This is a genomic window from Pedobacter sp. KLB.chiD, assembly GCF_047040275.1.
Lineage (GTDB): Bacteria > Bacteroidota > Bacteroidia > Sphingobacteriales > Sphingobacteriaceae > Pedobacter.
On the sequence record NZ_CP178207.1, the window covers coordinates 2,469,855 to 2,492,114 of the forward strand.

17 protein-coding genes are annotated in these 22,260 nt (G+C 39.3%); 11 read left to right on the top strand and 6 right to left on the bottom strand.

Annotated elements, in window-relative coordinates:
* The first annotated feature begins 476 nt into the window (after positions 1-476).
* From ACK1I8_RS09990 to ACK1I8_RS10010, 5 genes are all read left to right on the top strand, one after another.
* On the top strand, positions 477-1,763 hold the full coding sequence (locus ACK1I8_RS09990) for a LuxR C-terminal-related transcriptional regulator (protein ID WP_412469181.1): 1,287 nt from the start codon (positions 477-479) through the stop codon (positions 1,761-1,763).
* 131 nt (positions 1,764-1,894) lie between these two features.
* Positions 1,895-3,307, top strand: a complete 1,413-nt coding sequence (locus tag ACK1I8_RS09995) for a serine hydrolase domain-containing protein (RefSeq protein ID WP_412469182.1) — start codon at positions 1,895-1,897, stop codon at positions 3,305-3,307.
* Positions 3,308-3,368: 61 nt separating this feature from the next.
* Complete coding sequence (locus ACK1I8_RS10000) at positions 3,369-3,626, top strand: hypothetical protein (RefSeq protein ID WP_412469183.1); 258 nt, start codon at positions 3,369-3,371, stop codon at positions 3,624-3,626.
* A 316-nt stretch (positions 3,627-3,942) separates the two neighbouring features.
* Entirely contained in the window at positions 3,943-4,857 is a 915-nt protein-coding gene (locus ACK1I8_RS10005; RefSeq protein WP_412469184.1) for a M23 family metallopeptidase, read from the top strand.
* A gap of 196 nt (positions 4,858-5,053) precedes the next feature.
* Positions 5,054-6,319 carry a DUF2268 domain-containing putative Zn-dependent protease gene (locus ACK1I8_RS10010; protein ID WP_412469185.1) on the top strand — a complete coding sequence of 422 codons (1,266 nt, stop codon included), beginning with the start codon at positions 5,054-5,056 and terminating at the stop codon, positions 6,317-6,319.
* 95 nt (positions 6,320-6,414) lie between these two features.
* On the opposite strand, the gene ACK1I8_RS10015 is transcribed toward ACK1I8_RS10010, so the two are convergent.
* From ACK1I8_RS10015 to argS, 6 genes are all read right to left on the bottom strand, one after another.
* Positions 6,415-7,599 (bottom strand): retropepsin-like aspartic protease, encoded by a 1,185-nt coding sequence (locus ACK1I8_RS10015; RefSeq protein ID WP_412469186.1) that lies wholly within the window; start codon positions 7,597-7,599, stop codon positions 6,415-6,417.
* 77 nt (positions 7,600-7,676) lie between these two features.
* Positions 7,677-8,510 carry an XAC2610-related protein gene (locus tag ACK1I8_RS10020; protein ID WP_412469187.1) on the bottom strand — a complete coding sequence of 278 codons (834 nt, stop codon included), beginning with the start codon at positions 8,508-8,510 and terminating at the stop codon, positions 7,677-7,679.
* 12 nt (positions 8,511-8,522) lie between these two features.
* Positions 8,523-9,164: a hypothetical protein gene (locus ACK1I8_RS10025; RefSeq protein WP_412469188.1), complete on the bottom strand. Its 642-nt coding sequence runs from the start codon at positions 9,162-9,164 to the stop codon at positions 8,523-8,525.
* Positions 9,165-9,221: 57 nt separating this feature from the next.
* The gene (locus tag ACK1I8_RS10030; RefSeq protein ID WP_412469189.1) at positions 9,222-12,680 is read right to left on the bottom strand and encodes a gliding motility-associated C-terminal domain-containing protein; all 3,459 of its coding nucleotides are present in this window, start codon (positions 12,678-12,680) and stop codon (positions 9,222-9,224) included.
* 26 nt (positions 12,681-12,706) lie between these two features.
* Positions 12,707-13,471, bottom strand: a complete 765-nt coding sequence (locus ACK1I8_RS10035) for a sulfite exporter TauE/SafE family protein (RefSeq protein ID WP_412469190.1) — start codon at positions 13,469-13,471, stop codon at positions 12,707-12,709.
* 55 nt (positions 13,472-13,526) lie between these two features.
* Positions 13,527-15,299 carry an arginine--tRNA ligase gene (gene argS / locus ACK1I8_RS10040; protein ID WP_412469191.1) on the bottom strand — a complete coding sequence of 591 codons (1,773 nt, stop codon included), beginning with the start codon at positions 15,297-15,299 and terminating at the stop codon, positions 13,527-13,529.
* A 294-nt stretch (positions 15,300-15,593) separates the two neighbouring features.
* Between argS and ACK1I8_RS10045 the strand changes: the two genes are divergently transcribed.
* From ACK1I8_RS10045 to ACK1I8_RS10070, 6 genes are all read left to right on the top strand, one after another.
* Complete coding sequence (locus tag ACK1I8_RS10045) at positions 15,594-17,039, top strand: arginine deiminase family protein (protein WP_412469192.1); 1,446 nt, start codon at positions 15,594-15,596, stop codon at positions 17,037-17,039.
* A 62-nt stretch (positions 17,040-17,101) separates the two neighbouring features.
* Positions 17,102-18,034 (top strand): citrulline utilization hydrolase CtlX, encoded by a 933-nt coding sequence (gene ctlX, locus ACK1I8_RS10050; RefSeq protein ID WP_412469193.1) that lies wholly within the window; start codon positions 17,102-17,104, stop codon positions 18,032-18,034.
* Between the two features lie 195 nt (positions 18,035-18,229).
* On the top strand, positions 18,230-18,808 hold the full coding sequence (locus ACK1I8_RS10055; RefSeq protein WP_412469194.1) for a PhnA domain-containing protein: 579 nt from the start codon (positions 18,230-18,232) through the stop codon (positions 18,806-18,808).
* Between the two features lie 742 nt (positions 18,809-19,550).
* The gene (locus tag ACK1I8_RS10060) at positions 19,551-20,939 is read left to right on the top strand and encodes an arginine decarboxylase (RefSeq protein WP_090496099.1); all 1,389 of its coding nucleotides are present in this window, start codon (positions 19,551-19,553) and stop codon (positions 20,937-20,939) included.
* A 173-nt stretch (positions 20,940-21,112) separates the two neighbouring features.
* A complete protein-coding gene (locus ACK1I8_RS10065) occupies positions 21,113-22,018 on the top strand; it encodes a DUF72 domain-containing protein (protein WP_412469195.1) in 906 nt (301 codons plus the stop codon).
* Positions 22,019-22,109: 91 nt separating this feature from the next.
* Positions 22,110-22,250, top strand: a complete 141-nt coding sequence (locus ACK1I8_RS10070) for a hypothetical protein (RefSeq protein ID WP_412469196.1) — start codon at positions 22,110-22,112, stop codon at positions 22,248-22,250.
* The last annotated feature ends 10 nt before the right edge of the window (positions 22,251-22,260 follow it).

Here is a 22,260-nt window from a genome sequence, read left to right on the forward strand (position 1 = left end):
AGAAAATCTATTCATCTTATTCGGAAGCCAGGCCTCAAACTCGCCAAAGACATGATCTCTTTTACCGATTGATTGATGGTGCTACCATGCCGGTTTTAGCAAACGTGCTTTCGATTGAGCCTGTATCACAAACCCGTGTTCCTTTGCCACGACATTGGTTAGGCCCATAGCTTTTCGCCAGAGGCAAACCTACACAGTGCATTATAAAATATCTTTTGACATTTATCATATCAATTAACAGGGCTGAGCTACGCATGACCATGCAAACAAGCTATTCCACACGATAGGACTGATTTAGTATACACATTAAAGCATCAAAAAAAGCGTCTGGTTTTAAGCTTTCTCATTTTTTTGATAAATTTGTAAAAATTAGTTTATCCTTGTATCGTTTCCTCTTTTTGCTGCTATTCCTTTCTTTAGCTAAGACGGGAAAAGCTGAACTGCCTTGTCGTATTGAATATGCCAGATTACCTCAAATGGTATGGCCCTTAGCACTGAATTCGCTACATTTTGAGCCTTATGCAACTGAAGCTCAAGCCCACCATGATGGTTATTATGTTTTCAGGATCCGTCCAAATATCAAAACTGACGTTCATAAAAAACTGATATTATATTTCCCGACAGAACACCTGTCTGGCATCCGGTTATGTAAGCTGGATCAAAACAGCCTCTATCCAATTGATAGTGCGGGAAACGACTACCATAGCGACATCACCCCATGGGGATATCCGCGTTTCAGGGTAAATGGCGGGACTGATGCCTATTACCTGGTTACCTCTTTTAAAAAAGCTACCTATTTTCCCGTTAAATTGATGGAGGAATATCAATTCAGGCGTTTTGAGGTAAAAGGAAATTTCAGTTTAGGCATGTTTTACGGGCTTGCTACCGTTATATTTATCGTCAATACCTTGTTTTTTATCTTTTTTCGCGAGCGGGTATTTGCTTATTATGGACTCTTTCAGGCTTGTATTGTGACCTCCATCGCCTGTTCTGATGGCCTGTTAACTTTTTTCAGCAATGATCCCTATCTGTTAAATTATGCGGATATCCCTCTTCATATCGGTGCTTTTGTTGCCGGTTTTTTCTTTTCTCAACATTTTATAAAGGCTCCAGAAATTTTCAGGAAAATGAGACTTCCGGTAATCCTGGCGGTAATCTGCAGTGGTTCAGCCTGGTTACTATATATTAAACATGGAAACATGTTATTTTATATCATCGCTGAGTGTACTGCCTTAGCTATGTTAACGAGTTATTGGATTATTGCCCTGTTTAAGTTTAAACATAATGAAAATGCCAAAACTTATGTATTCGCTTATTCCATCTATTTATTTTTCGCCATAGAATATTATGTTTTCAGACAAGTTGGTTTACCGAGCATCCAAATTTTTTCAGGTCAGCTAAAAGTCAGTTGTGTAGCTGAAATGATTGTATTTCTTTATAGCATGATACAACGGGCCAGCCTGGTACTTAATGAAAATCGCTATTTCAGACAAAAAATAGAGGAACATTTAGCGGAAAAGACAGATCAGCAAGAACTTGATTTGCAAAGCCTTCGGGAAACATACGATCTCACCGACCGGGAATTAGAAATATTACATTTTCTTGCGCAGGGCATGTCTAACCCTGAGATTGCGGAGCAGATCTTCATTTCAGTAAATACGGTAAAATACCATATGAGAAATATTTTTATGAAAATGGAGATCAATAGCAGAAATGAAGCGGTAACAAAACTTAAATCATTATCAGCGCACAAAAACAACTAGCGCAATGCGGTAAAACAAATGGGGGGTGTATTTTGAATCCACTATTATTTACTGTAAAAGTATAGGTGAAGATCTCGTGCCAGATGCAACACATTTGTAAATCCGGCGTCTTATTCTTAAATGTAATATTGATGAATAAAACCGGAATTACCACCCTTCTATTGCTTATCTGCACCAACATGTATGCCCAGAAGACCTCCCGTGCCAGGCTAGATAGCGTGTTTGCCGTAATGTATAATCAAAAACAGTTTAACGGGTCTGTACTGGTGGCCGAAAAAGGTAAAGTATTGCTGGCAAAAGGTTATGGCTTCCGCGATACGTTGTCCAGGTACCAAACAAATAAAAATACCATCTATGAACTCGGGTCCTGCTCAAAGCAGTTTACGGCTGCAGCTATTGTACTGCTACACCGCCAAGGCTTGCTTCAATATGATGATGCGATTGATACATACATCCCCGAACTGAAACAATGGCATGATGTTAAGATATATGATCTGATCAGGCATACCAGCGGCCTTCCTGAATATATCGGCGATATGGCCAAAAAATGGGACCATAAGAAAATTGCCAACAATAAAGATCTGATAGTATTTTATGCCCTGCGGAAAGATACCCTGAGTTTTAAACCGGGCAGCATGCACAGGTACAATAATACCAACTATGCACTTTTGGCGAGTGTCATCGAACGCATTTCCGGCAAAACTTACGCAGATTACCTCGGGGATAACATCTTCAGACCGCTAAAAATGAAGTCGACATTTGTTTATAACAGAAGACTAAATCCAAAAAGGATAAAAAATTATGCTACCCGATATGTCTGGAAGCGCCAATCGTTTGATAAAATTACGTCCGAAAATCCAGATTACGGAGATAGTGTAGTGTATTACCTGGACGGCATTGTGGGGAATGCTAAAGTGAATTCTACCATTCTGGACCTGTATAAATGGGAGAATGCCTTAAAATCAAATAACTTTTTCAGTCGGGCTGAGTTGGAAATGATGACTGAAGTAACGAAAACCTCCAAGGGTAAAAATATTCCTTATGGTTTCGGACTTGAACTTTCCGGCGGAAAAAACAAACTTTCTTACGGGCATACGGGGAGCTGGGATGGCTATGCTTCTTTTATTTACCATTCGGTAAGTAAAGACAGGACTATTATTACGCTCCAGAATTTCAAGATGGGCGCTTATCCGTTCGAAACCGTTAACCAAATTTTGGACAATCGTAAAATTGAGATAGAATACCCCAAAAAAATCACATTGCCTGATGCTCAAATCGCAAAGTATGCAGGTACTTATATCACTAAAGATGATGGCGAAGAACAGCAGATTACCTACCTGGCGGGCCACCTGGTGCATAATACCAACAGGATTAAATGGGATATGCGTTTTTTTCCTATTGCTGAAAACGAATTTCAAGGCATAAGGCAAGGCGGTGCAGACGGTGTACTTCGATTTACACAACTGCCCAACCAGGAAATAAAACTCGAAATGCTGGAGTATGGCAAAGTGATCGGAACCGCTTTCAGGAAAAATAACAATTGACGTGATGACGTGTTAATTCTACATCATTTAATTTATGGTTAGTTGTTATTTAACGTGAATTATGGGTCTTAATTTTACCAACAATCATGAACGTTTGGCTAAGCCAAAGCAGAAAATCTTCGTTCTCGGCATCACCGGCCTAACAAATTTTTCGGGGAGCACAATCAAAGCCCACTCCATGACTTTAATAGAAAAATTTTCAGCCGGCGTCTTTTGTTTCTTTTTGACGGCAAAAAGAAAGAAGACCGTCCGTCCAGGACAAAAAGAATGCTCAATTGATATAAAAATAAAGGTTTTTGTATCCCAAATGATTTTTTAGATTTATAACTCACGTTATTTATATCATCATGTAACCTGATCCCATCAAACCACATCTAATAGATAAATATTATCGCATGAAAAGTATTGGTCTAAAAATAATCTATTTAATTTGGTTACTCAATTTTGTTTTTTTGAGTCCTTCAAGCGCACAAGATTCACCATCGAAGCGCACAGTTCAACCTTTTTCATTTCCCCTGCAATTGGAAATGCGAATACCATTTGGCCCTACTGCTTTTCCGAACGGATCCAATTTCTTTCTGATCTATGAACTTTATCTCACGAACTTCAGTGCATCACCCATTCATTTACAACGGATGGAACTGTTTAATGGAGACCGAAAGAGCAATGCGCCATTCCTATCGTTCGACTCCCTAGAACTCAAAAGCATGGTAAAAGTTTTGGGCGAAGACAATCCGGAAGACCGCCTGAATATTGGAGCTGGAAAGAGTGCAGTAATATATATAGAAGCAAAAACGAACAAAGAGATACCTTTTCCCAACAATATTATACATCGGATCATTACCTCGGCTGATTCTTTAGATGGAGCGGAAGTAAATACACATACCACTAAACTTCAAACGTTTAGATCTCCTGTAGCGGGTTCAAATTGGATTGCGGCCGATGGCCCTGGCAACAGTATTGATAATCATCACCGACGGGGAACTATCATTCTTGGTGGACGTGCAGTGAATTCGAGGCGATTTGCGATTGACTGGAAAAAGGTTAAAGACAGCGTGTCTTTTTCCGGCGATGCAGCAAATGTACGTTCATATTTCTGTTATGGGGAAAAAATATTTGCAGTGGCCGATGGGACAGTCATCTCTGCCACGGATGGATTACCAGATAACATTCCCGGACACGGAAAAGCTTTTCATCCGGCAGTACCGCTAACTTTAGAAAAACTGCCGGGTAACCATATCGTCATTGATCTTGGTGAAGGACACTACGCCCACTATATGCACATGAAGCCGGGTACTGTGCGTGTTAAAAAAGGAGATCATGTAAGTAAAGGGCAATTATTGGGCAATATTGGTAATTCCGGAGATGCACGGGAACCGCACCTGCATTTTGAGGTAACTACCTCTGCACAGCTCCTTTTGGGAGAAGGTGTTCCTTATGTAATTGACCATTACCGATCGGGCATTCAAAACGGTTTCGATGATCTACACCATAATGAATTGCCTAAAGAGAAAGAAATTGTCGATTTTGGAGAAGTAAATAAAAAATAACCTTCCAAGGCTTTTATTATTGACTATTCGACTTTGCTAAATGTTATAAAAGGTTTAGCAAACGGTTTTAATTTTGGCGCCAATTGCTGGCAGATTGTTTATTATTGCTTATGATTATTTCAAATTTTTATTCTATTATTAAAAACCACCTCACTTGAAACCATCTGCCCTACTATTACTGCTATCACTATTTTTTTTGAAAACAAATGCCCAGGATCTGCAACAGCGTATTATCACATCCGATATTAAAAACTTTTGGACCGCTTACGATAAGATTAAAGAGACCAGTGATAGTACTTTGCACACGGGTTACCTTAACGATCTGTTTATTAACAAAGGTACTAATGGCTTAAAGTCGATCATGAAAGCGAGAGGATATACGGCTAAATCTTATTTAGATGCCATTCGTCACTATCCGCTTTTTTGGCGTTCGATAAGGGACAATACCCTACGTGCAGATGAGTTTGCAGATAGTATTGCCACAGAAATAGATAAATTGGGCAAAATTTACAACAAGCTTAAACCTGCCCATATTTACTTTACCGTTGGCGCCTTACGCACCAATGGAACAACATTGGATGGAAATGTGCTGATCGGCAGTGAACTCGCACTGGCTGATGAAAATACCGTTTCCGCTGAATTCCCTAAAGCGTTATCGCATCTGAAAACTTTTTTTAACAGCAACCCGATAAACAATACCGTATTCTTAAATGTGCATGAATATGTGCATACCCAGCAAAAAAGCAGTATTGGATATAATCTGCTTTCACAATGCGTTATTGAAGGCGTAGCCGAATTTGTAGCGGTTAGGGTTACCGGGAAGCCATCATCAGCGCCGGCGATCCATTTCGGCACACAACATTCCGAAAATATAAAAAGCGTGTTTGCCAAACAGATGTTTTTTAACGATACTGGATTCTGGTTATACAGTAATGCTGAAAATGAGTTTAAAATGCGCGATCTGGGCTATTATGTAGGGTACGAAATCTGTAAAAAATATTATCAGAATTCGAAAGATAAAAAACGGGCCATTAGAAAAATGATAACACTTGATTATAACAATCCTACCGCTTTGTACCCATTTGTGGATCGATCTGGTTATTTTGAAAAGCCCGTATCGAAATTTTACAGGGAATATGATAAAGATCGCCCTAGGGTTGTAGAGATTAAAGAATTTAAAAACGGGAGCAAAAAAGTTGATCCAAATTTATCGCAGATGACCATCAAGTTTTCGGCTAAGATGGATAAACGGTACCGGAATTTTGAACTTGGGCCCTTAGGAGAATCGAGGGTATTGAAGATCAAAGAATTTACAGGCTTTTCTGAAGATGGGTATTCGGCCTCCTTTAATGTAAACTTAAAACCCAATACCAGATACCAGCTGCTGGTGGGAAACGGTTTCCGCAATGAAAATGGAATGCCACTTAAATCATATCTGATCGAATTTACAACTGCAGATTGATCAGTTGTTGCCAACTGTTTAAAATCACAATGTAGATTAAGAAATAAGAAACTTTAAATATCTTTTTCCACAATTTATTTTATTAGATAGAATAACTATCGTAATTTCTCTATCCTGAATACACATTGTTTAACTTTCCCATCACTGTCAACATAACCTACCTCGATATTTTCGTTTTCATTCAACAACATTTGCCGATAAACCTGTAGGTCTATCGACTTCACTTTATTGATGGATGAAATAATTTGACCTTTCCTGAGGCCACAATGATAGGCTGCGGATTGCCCGAAGATATCGTCTATCATCACCTTCCCTTCTTGTAAAATGATCTTAAATGGCGGAACAGCTGTGGTAAAATCCTGTGGATATAAAAAATTCGGCTTCAGGTAAAGTTTTTTGGAAGCATAATCTAAAATAAAATCAAAACGGTTTATAATCTGGCTTCCTAAAATCCCCAGATAACCACTATATGAGCTAACCCCTGCCTGGTCTGAAGATATATTTACAGGAAGTTTACCCTTGAATGTATATGGTCCGATAGATATGGAGGCAACGGCCCCAAGCGTTGTAGCGCTCTTATTACTTAAATTATTTTGCGTACTCAAAACCGTTTTCCCCACTTTTGCCAATAAATTGTTTTTTTGCTGGAAAGGAGTATTAAACAAGAGGGTGAGCCCTGCTCCGCTATCAAATAAGATATCTCCGGAAAGTTTTTCCCCATTCAATAACTGAACATCAATAGAGAAGCGGGGAATAGGTATTCCATTACCAAACACGAAATCTATCGTCTTATAGTTGGTGGTATCCAAGGCTGTTTTAAACGGATATAACAATATTTGTCTTTTCGTAATATTTACCACCGTTAAATATTTACTTAGAATATCATTGCCAATAATACCATCAAACTTTCTGCCGTGGGTAGCATTTAACCTTGACAGATCATCAAGAACAAAATTCACATGATCAATTGTTGTTGATTGGTTCAGGAAAAATTTTTGGTCTGTAGCGTAGCGGTACATTTTACTGCCACTTGCTCCTGGAACTTCCTGTTGAAGATCTGCTTTAATATCAAATTTTTCGGCTATCTGATTATCCAGTAAAATTGTAGAGGCACCTGTATCAAAAAAGAAAGTTAAAGAGTCTTTACCATTCAAAGCAGGTAATTTGATCAGAATACTTTTGCTGTCATACAATTCAAATGGAAGTACGATTTGCGAATAGCTTACTGTATGGAATAAAGCAAACAGGATAAAAACAAGAAAAGATACTTTGGCTTTCAATGGTATTGGTTTTGGTCGGTTAGGTTTTGCAATAAGAGGTTTGCTTAAATATGAATTTGATATCAAGAACAAGATAATTAGTTGTCAGCTCTTTTGGAACTTACCCAGGTTAAATATTTATAGTCCCTATATTGATATACATTATTCCACCAGGTTGCCCCGCCCCTGCAAGATGTAAGAAGCAACTTATTCTTCTTATCCAACGTCACATCACAAAATCCGGAACATTTGGCCCTGGGATCATTTGGTTCTGCAAGTAAGTTGAAGCGCTTTGATACCGGGTTATACAGGTAAATGGTAAAGGTACGGTAAACTCCCATTCCCGCATCGGGGATCGAAAATGCCACATCATCATAACCGTCAAAATTATAATCTTCTATCGTGCCTTTACGCTGTGGGTCAGGGCTATCAAAACCAGGCAAATGAGCTGTTTTTGTAATTTTATCGGGATAGCGGAAGCTAAGCGTTTCATCCATACCTTTTGAAAAGGATATGATGACCCCATTCAACAAAAAACCTGTTTTTTCAAAACCGTCTTCCTGGTTTTGCACCTGCTCCAGCTTAAATAGCTGATGATCTTTGTGCCTCAAATAAGATGCAGCTGATACCTGACTGCCTTCCTGGCTCAATTTATATACTCCGGTTACTTTTCCTTCCACTACTTCATCCCAAATGTAGGATACTTTTGATGTTGATGTTTTGCCCTGTGCTGTTCGGTTTTTTAAGCTTAAGGGAATAATTCCCTGCTGCCCAAGGTATTTTACATAGGCTCCCTTCCCCCCATCAGCATAATAGATATTCATAAGAAAGGGTTTAGCTCCGGAAGTTGATTTGAGCAGAAAAGGCTGTGCATGAGCAGCCCAGCTGATCATCGCCAAAGCCACCACTAATTTTAAGTTTCTGATCATCATTAGCACCGCGATTTATATGAAAAAATTAAAAAGGTTAATCCCAGCTAACGTCCAAAAAACATAATCATGGATTTTGCTTGATTTCGATGGTATTACTGTTTCAACAACCTCAACTTTATTAAGTTTTTTGATTAGAAATACAATTAAACCAGGTGCCAATAAAAAAAGGACAAATATCCACCATTTGTAATTATACTTCCATAGATCTGTCCAGCGTAGAAATGCATTCGATCTGAAAGTTATCTTTCTCAACCCAAAAAAGGGAAAAGTCTCAATCTCATCTCCTTTTCCTCCAAAAATATCCTGCTTCTGTTTAATCTCCTTTTTTTTGATGCGATTGTAGTCGCTTTCCCGAAGGTAAAAAGAGATATTAAGTTTGCGGCTCTTTTTATCTATCCCCCAAAGCCAGGTATTTAGGCCTTCCACTATACCCGGATATTGCCTGCTGATCCGGGCCTTATCTTTTACGAAATTGTATGTCACCGTTGTGCTCCTCAAGCTAGCATATACAGCTGTATGATTTTCCGCATTTGCCCATTCAATGGGTTTCATGCCCGAAAAATCATAACAGGTAAGTATAATTGTATAACAGGTATAAAGCGCCCAGAAATATACAAAAAGCGGCAGTATAAAATCAAGATTAACCTTTTTCATTTATTTTCCAACCAATAAGTCATTGTTGCCTGCTCTTTGCCTAACAACAGCCCAACATTAGTATAATAGCGTTAACGAACCCGTAACCATTTCGCACTCCTGACCTAATTTTATAACATAATAATATACGCCGGTAGGAAGTCTGGTACCCTTAGTTGTTCCATCAAACGGCATCTTATATCCAATCGATTCATAAACCTTATTTCCCACTCTGTTAAAAACCTGAATGTTTGCCTTTGGATAATTTTCAATACCCGTTAAATTCCAAATATCATTAATACCATCGTTATTGGGCGTAAACGAGTTTGCTACCGTTAATTCTGATAAGCCTACTGTAATTTTAGCTTCCATTTTAACACTTTCGCAATCACCAATACGCTGAGTAACAAAGTAACTTTTACTGCTTCTGGCATCAACTTTAAAAATGCCATTAACCGAAACATCGACAGGAAATAAGGCCTCCTTATTTTCATAAAGGGCATAGCTGGTGGCTGATGTTAATCCATTTATCCGAAGTATTGCTTCTCCGGGGGAGCAAAGTTTGACCGGCGTAACTGCCGGCACTTCTATTTGACTGGTCAGGTTATCAACCACAAATTCCGAAATCAATGGCTGGCAATTTATAGCATCAGTAACTTCCAGTTTATAATTACCTTTGGATAAATCATTTATATCTAAACTATTGCCAACCTGTACACCTGCACTATTGGTCCATTTATAGTTGAAAGGTGCAAGGCCACCACTAATTTGCATTCCGGTAATGCCTCCCTGTCTTTGATTACAATGATCATGTGCGATATGGACATTGCTATTTACAAAAGCAAGTTCAGCCTGCCTGTTAACCCTGTAACTAATCAGGTATTTTTCGCAACCATTATCGTCTATTCCGTAAACTTTATAATTGCCTGCATCTAAGTTTTCCAGTACTGCCGTATTTCCACCAACCGTTCTGCCTGATTCGTCTTCCCATCTATAGCTTATTGGCGGGTGAGCAGCATTCGTCATTGTAACCATGATTTTGCCATTGTTTAATCCGCAGGAAGCATCGGTAATCGTTTTTGTCAGACCACCCCTAACGTCAATTAAATTTGGCTGTGCAACCAAGGTAAGATCATAAGTTTTGGTACATGATGGATTTGAAGCTGTTAACTGGTAACTGCCGGAAGGCATTCCTTCTAAATTTAGCTGATTACCCACGATTTGACCATCACTATTTTTCCATGTATAGGAACTGGCTCCCGAGATTAGCAAACCTTTGATACTTCCATTATTACCCACACATGTAGGATTGAAAATTTGTTTCTGGCTATCATCAATGGTAATGGCATTGGCGTCCGGAATGGTAATAACCGGTGTAATCACCGGTCCGCAGCCAGATTGATCTGTAACTTCTAAGGTATAATTTCCGGGTGGCTGATTGACCAGATCCATAATGCTTGCCACCTGCAGGTTGTTGCCATTTTTCCATTTATAGCTTAAAGTGCCACTGCCGGTTGCTACAACTCCGGTAATACGACCAGAATTTGTACCACAATTAGCTGCGGTTATAGATAAGGAAAGCAGGCTAACATTGGGTCCGGAAGTGGTTGTTAATGTGATCGGCCCATAAGTTTCGGTACAACTATTATCGGCTGTAGAAATGGTTAACGTATATTTACCGGGTACAGCATTGGTTAAATTTAAGGTGGTAGCCACTTCGGTGCCCAATTCGTTTTTCCAACTATAAACTGCAGGCAATGATGTATTATTTACCACTTGTAAACCGCTGATGCTGCCACCGGTACCACAGGCAGGATTTACGATCCGAATATTTGCGGCATTTGCTGTCAATCCCTTTTTAATTTCAAACCATGGTGTTACTTCACTACAATCTCCGTTACTTGCTTTTAACCGATAAGTACCAACTGGCACATTTACAAGGTCTTTTTGCCTGCCCACTACATTGCCGTTAACATCTAACCACTCTACATGAGCAGCACTTAATGGCAACACACCTGTTATAGAACCCTTATTAGAACAGGTATGAGTAATCTTAATGCCTGCAACATCCACCTTTGTTCGGGTAAATTCTGATGTGGTGCCATTTAAAGTTGCAGAAGCAATTACAGATCTTAAAATATTGCCACTATAGCTCCAGTTGCCATTTGCATCAGTTGTGGTACTGGCAAAATAGGTTTCAGGAGAACATGTTCCGCACAGGTCGCTGTAAAAAAGCTCTATCGCTGAGTTTGGGGTAGCCGTACCAGAAACAGCATTTGCGGTGAAATTGTTAATATTTACCACTGGAACCGTACGAGTGTTATTGGTAAATATCATTGGATATGCACCAACTGTACAGAAAAAGCTATTCTTATTAACTGAAACAGTAGAAAATGGCCAAACATTTACCGGCTTGCAATAGCCTATGTAGTTTGCGTCTGCAGGGTCTTGCCCACCAATAACTACACCATCCGAATAGTAAACAAAAACACCTGTTGAAGCTCGCAATCGTTTAGTTAAGCTCTTGTCAATACCAATAAAATTTCTTTTGATATTTACAGGCATTCCATTATTTAAAAGGTTGATTGCATATCCTTCACTGGAAATGACATTATCTTCTATATCGATTGTATTTTTACCATTAGGGCTAACTGTTACCACGCTAAAACCTGATGACAATGGCGTTGCAATATCTCCTTTAAAATTTGTACCAATTTTATTATTTCTAATCTTTATCGTTGCCGGGGTAGAATATAATTGATCATTATTGGAACTGTAATTACTCTGCGAGAAATTGATACCTTTTGCAAATACATTTCCCTCTGCAGGACTAGCTCCACCAATATCTACCAGTCCATATATGTAATACATGGACTGAGCTCCAGAAAAAGACATGGGCAATGTTACCCCATCAGATTCAAAACCAATAATATTGGCCTGTACTGTTAAATTTTCAGAATAATACTGAATTTGTCCACCATTTAAATGCACATTAACCCCCAACTCATGTGTAAAGCCACAAATCACATTTCCTTTTCCAGCTGCGCCAATTTTTATATTTTTTGCCTGCCGTAAACATATTCCTTGCCGTTGCTCCCATCTTCCCGGCGCGGTAGTTGGCAGTAAATTTATGATGTAAATGCCATAAATACCTACATCATTAACATTGATCAAGGTTAATCCGTAGTAGGTGGTCAAATAAGAAAACGACATTTTTATCTGCACTTTAGCTGTACTTACACCAAAAAAATTCCCAATTTGTGTCGATCCGTCAATATCCAGATTTGAAGAGACATCAGGCAATTGGCTTAACAAAGTGATGGTTCTCCCGCTTTCACTTTGATCAGCCAGGTTGAAATGAATAAAGTCTTTATCGGCAATACCGTTTGCCGCTGCTTTAACTAAGGCCTCTCTTAAAGTTCCCGAACCGGCATCTGCATTTGAAGTTACCGTAAAAACTTCTGCATGCGTCTTTAACGAAGTAGAAAGCGTAATTAAAAAAAAAGCGAGAATAAATTTAAACGTTAATCTAATCATGGATTAACAAATCTAATAAGATTATTTTACTTTGATAATACCTCATAAGCAAATCTCAAAATCGTGCCAAATACCACGAACAGAAAAAATATCCTTACAAATTTATTTCCTTTTAATAAGGCCAGTTTGGTTCCAAAAAAAGCGCCACAGAGATTAAAAACGGCCATGGGTATGGCATATTGAAATAAAATATTACCGGTGAAACTGAAGTAAAGAATTGCCGCCAAATTGGTTGCCATGTTCACGATTTTGGCATGCGCACTGGCACCAATAAAATCGAAGCCGAGCACGGCAACGAAAATTAATATGAGAAAAGCACCCGTGCCGGGGCCGATTAAACCATCATAAAAGCCAATAACCAAACAAAAAACGGCCGACATTAAAACCTGTTTTTTTACGGAATGATTCTTTTCCTGATGGATCCCGAATTGTTTGTTAAAATAAGTATAAATGGCTACAAAAACCAATACCACCAGAATAATGGGCTTAATTACCGAATTATCGATTCTGCTCACCATAAAAGCGCCCAGAAAAGCGGAAACAAATGCGGTGCCGGCACAGGCAATGAGCACCTTGAAATTAAATTTAACGCGTCTGGAATATTTAAATGCAGCTAAACTTGTTCCCGCAATCGATGGTATTTTGGTTGTTCCTAAAAGTGTGGCAACGGGGTAATGAGGCAAAATAAGTAAAGTGGCTGGGGTTTGCAATAAACCACCGCCACCTACAATTGCATCTATAAATCCGGCAGCAAAAGCCGCCAGACAAAGTAAAATCAGTTCTGTTGGCATTTTACTCTTGTCAACATATCAACCACTTTACCTCTTCTATTCTCCATTTTACATCTTACATTCTTTCCGGAGAAGTAATGCCCAGAATCAGCATACCGGCATAAATAATATCGGCCGTTTTTTTACAAAGATTTAAGCGGAATTGTTTCACCTCACCATCTTCCGTTTTTACTATTGGAGGAACCTCATGGTAAAACTTATTGAACAGCTTGGCCAGTTCATATAAATAGTTGGCTAAACTTGCCGGACTGAAAGCCTTGGCCGCAATTTCTATCTCTGCTGGGTATTTGGCCAATTGCAGGATCATTTCCAATTCTACATCGCTAATCCCGCCAAACTCCAAACTCCCAACGCCAAACTTGTATTCAGATTTACTTAACAATGATTTAATCCTGGCGTGAGTATACTGAATAAACGGGCCGGTATTCCCTTGAAAATCGATACTCTCTGCCGGGTTGAACAATAAACGTTTTTTAGGTTCTACCTTTAACAAGAAATATTTTAAAGCCCCCAGGCCAATGTTTTTATACAGTTCTTCTTTATCTTCCTGAGGAAAATCGTTGGTTTTACCCAATTCTTCCGTTTTTTCGCGTGCGGTGCTGACCATACTTTCAATCAGTTCATCGGCATCTACCACGGTTCCTTCACGGCTTTTCATCTTTCCGTTAGGTAAATCAACCATGCCGTACGATAGGTGGTATAAACCTTTCGCCCAGCTCTTGCCCAGTTTCTCTAAAATGAGAAACAAAACCTTAAAATGGTAATCCTGCTCATTACCTACCACGTAAATCGACTCATCCATATTGAAATCGTCATGTTTCATTTCGGCAGTACCCAAATCCTGTGTAATGTAAACCGAGGTACCATCGGCGCGCAATACCAGTTTCTGATCCAAACCATCAGCAGTCAGATCAATCCATACCGAACCGTCTTCTTTTTTAAAGAAAACACCTTTGGCCAAACCTTCATCAACCGTGCCTTTTCCTAATAGGTAGGTATTGCTTTCGTAATAAAACTTATCAAAATCTACCCCCAGGTTTTTATAGGTAATATTGAAACCCGCATATACCCACTCGTTCATTTTTTTCCAAAGCGAAACCACTTCTTCATCACCCTGCTCCCACTTTAAAAGCATTTGTTGCGCTTCTTTAATCAATGGAGCATTTTTCTTGGCTTCATCTTCTGTCTGCCCTGCTGCCTTTAAAGCTTCAATCTCTTTTTTATATTCCTGATCAAATATGACGTAATATTTTCCAACCAAATGGTCGCCCTTCTCGCCTGTACTTTCAGGCGTTTCGCCATTACCCCATTTTTGCCAGGCCAGCATCGATTTGCAGATGTGAATACCGCGATCGTTTACCAGGTTTACTTTTACCACATCGTAGCCATAAGCTTTAAGCAATTCAGAAACCGAATAACCCAGTAAGTTATTACGTACATGCCCCAAATGAAGCGGTTTGTTGGTATTTGGCGATGAGTATTCAACCATTACCTTTTTTCCGTTTGATGGGAAAATACCGAAATCAGGTGCTAAAACCTCTTCGTTAAATTGTTTTAAGAAATAACTTTCGGCAATACTGAGGTTCAAAAAGCCTTTAACAACATTAAATTTGGTGATATCTTCTACATGGGCCACTAAATATTCTCCTATTTCAGTAGCTGTTTGTTCAGGCGATTTTTTTGAAATTTTAGTGATTGGAAAAACCACAATTGTAGCCTGACCTTCAAATTCTTTACGCGTTTCCTGTATATTGATTACACTTTCGGCTATTTCTTCTTTATAAAGCTCCAAAATAGCTTTCTGCGTCTCGGTAATAATAAAATTCATGGCGTAAAAATATGTAAAAAAGGTGGAAGGTGAAAGGTTTAAGCTGGAAGGTTTTTGAGCTTTTACACGTTTGGAAAGGTGCTATAGTGCAGGTCGGCACTGATAGTCCTTCTTTTCGCTATAGTCCCGATTGAAGGAATCGGGAGCTGCCGCTGCAATAAGGTTTAAAGATGTTGGTCACTACATATTAAAGTTGGAAATCTGAATCAGCGGCCTGGCAATTCTTCGTACCTCGGGCTTTCCGACCTCTGACTTTTAAAAAATTCTGATAGCTTTGTAACAATAAATTTATTTATGAGCGAGCAGAATCTAAATTTTAAAGTGAATGTAAACACCGAAATCGGCAGGTTGCGCAAATTGTTGATCCATAGCCCTGATAGTGGATTGGGCAAAGTGGTGCCTTCTAAAGCACAAGACTGGCTTTTCGAAGATATTGTACATTTAGATACCATCCGCAGGGGCGAGTATGATTATTACATCAAACTGTTGATGTATTTTTTAGATCCGGATAAGATAAAGGGCAAACTGGCCGAAATTGATTCTGAAGCGGCCAACCGAAATTTCTATAAGCCCAATCACCCCGATTTTCACAATTCAACCGCAGTAATTGAAATACAGAATTTATTGAGCGAAATGCTGGAGGATGAATCCATCCGGAAAAAACTGGTAGCTGCAGTTTGTGCTATTGAAGGCTGTACCTATAAAGTGCAAATTGCACTAACTAAAACGCCTGCTAAAGAACTTGCAGAGATTTTTATTTCGGGAACCCTGGCTGATGATACCATGATTTTTGCGCCAATTCCCAACCTGATTTTTACCCGTGATGTGGGTACCACCATCAATAACCACATTCTGTTGAATAAACCGGCCAAAAAAGCCCGCGTACGCGAAACGCTTTTAATGCGCTACATTTTTTTTAACCATCCTTTATTTGAAAACTACCGCAACAACATCCTCGAAATTCCGGATGTAACGATGCATTTTTTACGCCCGGGAGATGAGCCTGCTTTCAGTACCACGCTTGAAGGTGGAGATGTGATGATGGTAAGCCCAAATCATGTCTTAATCGGTTGTAGCGAACGTACATCAGAACATGGTGCGAATGAGGCTGTTAAACTTTTGTTTGAGCAGAATGTGGTGGAAAAAGTAACCGTGGTAAAAATACCGAGCAAGCGCGATTACATGCATCTTGATACTGTTTTTACACAGGTAAAACGCAATACCTGGGTCATTTTAAACTCAATTGCGCACTCGCCGAAATACAATCCTTACGAACCGATCAACTTCTTAAAGGAACCCGAAAAACTCGAAGCAACCACAGCCATCCAGTTTACCAAAGCAAACCCACAAGAACCGAAGCATTTTGAGCATGTGGAAGCTTTGCTGAACGATATCAGTCAGAATGATTTAAAAAGTACAGAACCAACCAAAATTATTTACAGCGGGAACAATACTTTCCCTTACGATTCGAGAGAACAATGGACCGATTCGTGCAATTTGTTAGCCATTAAAGAAGGTGTAGTTTTAGGTTACGACAGGAACGATAAAACGGTTGAAGCCTTTAAAGCAGCCGGTTTTAATGTGGTTGATGTGAAAGATTTAATTCAGGATCTGGAAAGCGGCAAGGTAAATACCGAAACCATAACCGATACATTGATTTTAATGCCATCAGCAGAACTTTCGCGTGCACGTGGTGGTTTCCACTGTATGAGTTTGCCGATTTTAAGAGACAATTTATAGATATCACGTCATGCTGAATTTATTTCAGCATCTAATCAGAAAGATCCTGAAATGAATTAAGGATGAAAAATGGAGAAAGAAAAATGCAAACTACCAGCCATATCCTCATGATCCGCCCGGTTGATTTTAAATTCAACGAGCAAACCGCCGCGAACAACAAATTTCAGGTAGCATCCGAAACACAGGATGTGCAGGCGCAGGCCTTAAAAGAGTTTGATGGTTTTGTTGAATTGCTGAGACAAAACGACGTTGATGTTACCGTAGTTGATGATAGCCTGCAACCGGAAACACCCGACTCTATTTTTCCGAACAACTGGGTATCTTTTCACGAAGATGGTTCGGTTTACCTCTACCCTATGTTTTCTGAAAACCGCCGTTTAGAACGCAGGAAGGAAATACTCGAAGAATTGAAAACACGTTTTGAGCTAAACCATGTAAGCGACCTGAGTTTTTATGAAATGCAGCACGCTTTTTTAGAAGGTACAGGTAGTATGGTGCTGGATCGAGCCAATAAAATTGCCTATGCCTGCTTAAGTGTACGTACAGATGAAGAGGTTTTAAACAACTTTTGCATACTTACCGGATATGAACCTGTTGTTTTTCAGGCGGTAGATAGCGATAATTTCCCGATTTACCACACCAACGTGATGATGTGTATCGGTGATCGTTTTGCCGTAATTTGCCTTGATTCGATCCGCAATGCTGAAGAGCGTCTGCGGGTGAGCATCAGTTTAAAAGGTAGTGGGAAGGAAATTATCGAAATCAGTTTAGCGCAGATGAATAAATTTGCCGGGAATATGTTACAGGTTTCCAATACTGCAGGCGAAAGTTTGCTGGTCATGTCTGAGCAGGCTTATTTATCCTTAGACCCTGAACAAGTTAAAGCACTGAAACAGTACAGCCGCATTATTTATGCCCCACTTTATACCATTGAGAAAAACGGTGGTGGCAGCGCAAGATGTATGCTGGCAGAAATACATTTGCCGGTTAAGTAAACACCGCCCGTCATTTTCAACTGTAGCGCAGTCCTGAACTTTGGAAAAAATATTTAGTAATGTCGTTTCCGCACAAACACGTTATTTTTTTGCCACGGAAGCTCAGAACACACGGAATACCAACCGAAGAGAATACGCCTTGCTATCAAATTATTCCAATTAGTTTTATTACTTTCGCGGAAAATTTAAATACCCATGTCATTACTACAAGAATTGCAAACCCGTTCAGGAAATAAATGTGAATTGTGTACCACTGAAAACAGCTTATCGGTTTACGAGGTACCGCCAACCAGTAATGCCAATGGCGATAATAGCATTTTAGTTTGTAAAACCTGTTTAGACCAGATTGAAAAAAATGAACAGCTTGATGCCGGTCACTGGAAGATTTTAACGGAAACCATGTGGTCTGAATTTGCCCCTGTTCAGGTAGTGGCCTGGCGCATGTTAAGCCGCCTGAGAAATGAAGGTTGGGCTGCAGATAGTCTGGATATTTTATACCTGGACGATGAAACTTTAGAATGGGCCAAAAAAACCGGCGACCATGAACAGGAAGGTACAGTAGAATTTCATCAGGATAGTAATGGAGCCCGTTTATTTGAAGGTGATACCGTGGTTTTAATTAAAACACTTGATGTTAAAGGTTCAACACTGAGTGCTAAACTGGGTACCGTAGTCAAAAATATCCGTTTGGTACACGATAATACCGAACAGATTGAGGGTAAAGTGGAAGGCCAAACCATTGTGATTTTAACAAAATATCTAAGAAAGGGATAATTTTAAGTCCCTTGTAGATGTGTCTTGCAAAAGCATGTCTAAGCTTGCGCGCGTTTCAAACGCGTGCCTGAATCACCTAACGATGATATCGTTGTAAACCATATTCTATGCCTTGGTTCGCGTCTGTAGATCATGATATTTTTGCCACGGAAGCTCAGAACACACGGAAAACTTTCACATCAAAGCACCTCGCTATAAAATCTTCAATAGCAGCAACTGCTTTTTGTCTCTAAGCTTGCGCGCGTTTCAAACGCGTGCCTGAATCACTAGGCTTGCGCGCGTTTCAAACGCGTGCCTGAATCACCTAACGATGATATCGTTGTAAACCATATTCTATGCCTTGGTTCGCGTCTATGGATCATGATATTTTTGCCACGGAAGCTCAGAACACACGGAAAACTTTCACATCAAAGCACCTCGCGGTAAAACCCGAAATAGCTGTACGATCCCTGCCACCTAAACCTGATCGGAGCGGACACGAGTGCAACGAGTAAAGTGGAGAGCGGGGCCAACCCGAAGCTATAATAACAGGAACCTGCTTTCCTAAACGAGAAGCAAAATTATACCGATTACTCGACTGAATGACAAGCGGGTAAACAAAAAGAATTTTCGCTTCGTTTCAAAAAACATTTGATATTGAAATTTTGTATTTAATCCAAGCGTTTACGCACAGTAAAAATATTTTTAATACCGTTTAATTCTCGATTTAAAATTACATTTTTGCAAAAATTATTTAAAATAAATGCAGAGTTACTCCGAATTTCTCGATCTAAGCGTTGGCTTTCCGCAGGAAGGCTTTGATGTGATAGATGATGAATTATATTTTCAGGATTTAAACCTGATGGAAATGATCGAAACTTATGGCACTCCCCTACGTTTCACCTACTTACCCATGGTAAGTAAGAAAATTCAACAGGCGAAGATTCTTTTCCAGACTGCCATTTTAAAGAACAACTATCGCGGCGATTATAAGTATTGTTATTGTACAAAAAGCTCGCATTTCAGACACATTGTTGAAGAAGCCCTGAAAAACAATATCCACCTCGAAACTTCTTCTGCGTTCGATATGCCGATGGTTGATGCACTGGAGAAAAAAGGTGCCTTAACTAAAGATACCACCATTATCTGCAACGGATTTAAAACTTACCAGTACAAACAGTATATTATTGATATGCTGCACGATGGTTACACCAATATTATTCCGGTTTTAGACAATAAAGAGGAATTTAACCTTTTTGATGACGAGGTGGATATCGATACTCCTTGTAATCTGGGTATCCGCATAGCAGCTGAAGAGCAACCTGATTCGCAGTTTTATACTTCACGCTTAGGCGTACGTATGGAAGATGTAATCGATTTTTACAATAACAAAATTGTACACAATCCTAACTTCCGTGTAAAGCTATTACACTTCTTTATCAATTCTGGTATTACCGATTCGCCTTATTACTGGAACGAATTGGAAAAATATGTGACTCTTTACTGCAAATTTAAAAAAATCAACCCTGATCTGGATACGCTTGATATCGGCGGCGGTATGCCATTCAAAGATTCGTTGGTTTTTGATTTCGATTACGAATATATGGTAAACGAAATTGTAAAAAGGATTAAAGAAATCTGTGCCATCCACGAAGTAATGGAGCCAGATATTATTACCGAATTTGGTAAATATACCGTTGCAGAGGCTTCAGGTATCTTATATAAAGTTTTAGGCCGCAAACAGCAAAATGACCGCGAACGCTGGTTAATGCTGGATGGTTCTTTTATTACCAACTTACCTGACGTTTGGGCTTTAAACCAAAAATATATCCTGCTGCCTATTAACAACTGGGATGCAGAATACGAACGCGTTAACTTAGGTGGTATTACCTGTGATGGACAGGATTATTACAACCAGGAAGCGCACATGAACAGTGTATTTATGCCTAAAACCCGTAAAGTACAGTATCTGGGCTTCTTCCATACCGGAGCGTACCAGGAAGTGCTAAGCGGATATGGCGGTATACACCATTGCCTGTTACCAAGTCCGAAACATGTGCTGATCCGCAGAAACCGCGATGAAAGTTTCAACTTTGAAGTTTTTGGTGAAGAGCAGAACAGCAAGCAGGTGTTGAAGATTCTGGGTTACTAATTCAGTTTTCAGTTGGAAGTTTACAGTTTGGAGAAGCAAAACATAAACTTTCCAAAATAAGCGAGAACAAAGAACAGAATTTCTTATTTTTAGCATATATAAATACCTTAGTTGAATAAGCTAAGGTATTTTTTTGCCTTAAACCTTTTACCCCACATCCTAAACCTTTAAAAATGCAATTTGGTAAAGTAGACGATCCTTCAATTATAGATTATACCCTTCCGGCTGATGCTCCGGAAACGGCGGCAATTTTAGCTGCAAATAAACCTAAACAATCTTTTAAGGCCTACGTAGGTTGTGCAAAATGGAACAAGGCTGATTTAAAGGGATTTTACCCAAAGGGAACAAAAGACGAGCTTACTTATTATGCTACTCAATTTAATTCCATTGAGCTTAACGCTACCTTTTATGGTATGCCAACCAGCGAACAGGTAATCACCTGGACACAAAAAACACCTGCAGATTTTAAGTTTTTTCCGAAACTGACCAATACCATCAGTCACTTTAAAAGATTAATCAACGTTAAAGAGCCTGTAGCGCAATATTGTGATGCGATTAGTAATTTCGAAGATAAACTGGGCATGGCTTTTCTTCAATTGCATGATAACTTCAAGCCAAAGGATTTCGAAAGGTTAAAAATTGTCATCAACGAATTTCCAAAGGTAATTCCATTGGGTGTTGAAGTGAGAAATACGGAATGGTTTACCAATCCGGCAATCTTAAACGAATTTGCCAAACTTTTCGAAGATAATGGGATAACCAATATCCTTGTTGATACTTCGGGCCGAAGAGACATGCTGCACATGCGGTTAACTACACCAACAGCATTTATACGTTTTGTGGGTGCCAATGATGATGAAATTGATAAAAAACGTTTGGATGACTGGATTGAAAGAATTGTAGCCTGGAAAGAGCAGGGTTTAGAAAACTTATACTTTTTCGTACATCAGAATGTTGAACTTTCCTCTCCGTTATTCTCCGCTTATTTTACAGAAAAACTGAACAAAGCGGTAGGGACAGATTTAAAAATTCCGGTAATGGCCAACCAGGCACTGCCTAATTCTCCCAGCTTGTTTTAACATGGAGTAAATGAATTACCAGCATATACTCCCATCAAAAGAGTTGTCAGACTATGTCAGGTAGCTGCGTAAGCTTTATGAATCATTTTATATGCTTGAGGATGACATTAATCTCCTCATGAGCATGAGCCATGCCATTAGCACAAATGAGTTTGCTTTTGTGGGTAACGATTTAGAAAAACTCTTACCAGGAAAACCATTAAGCCTGGAGGAATACCTGAAAGAAATATAACAATTAACCT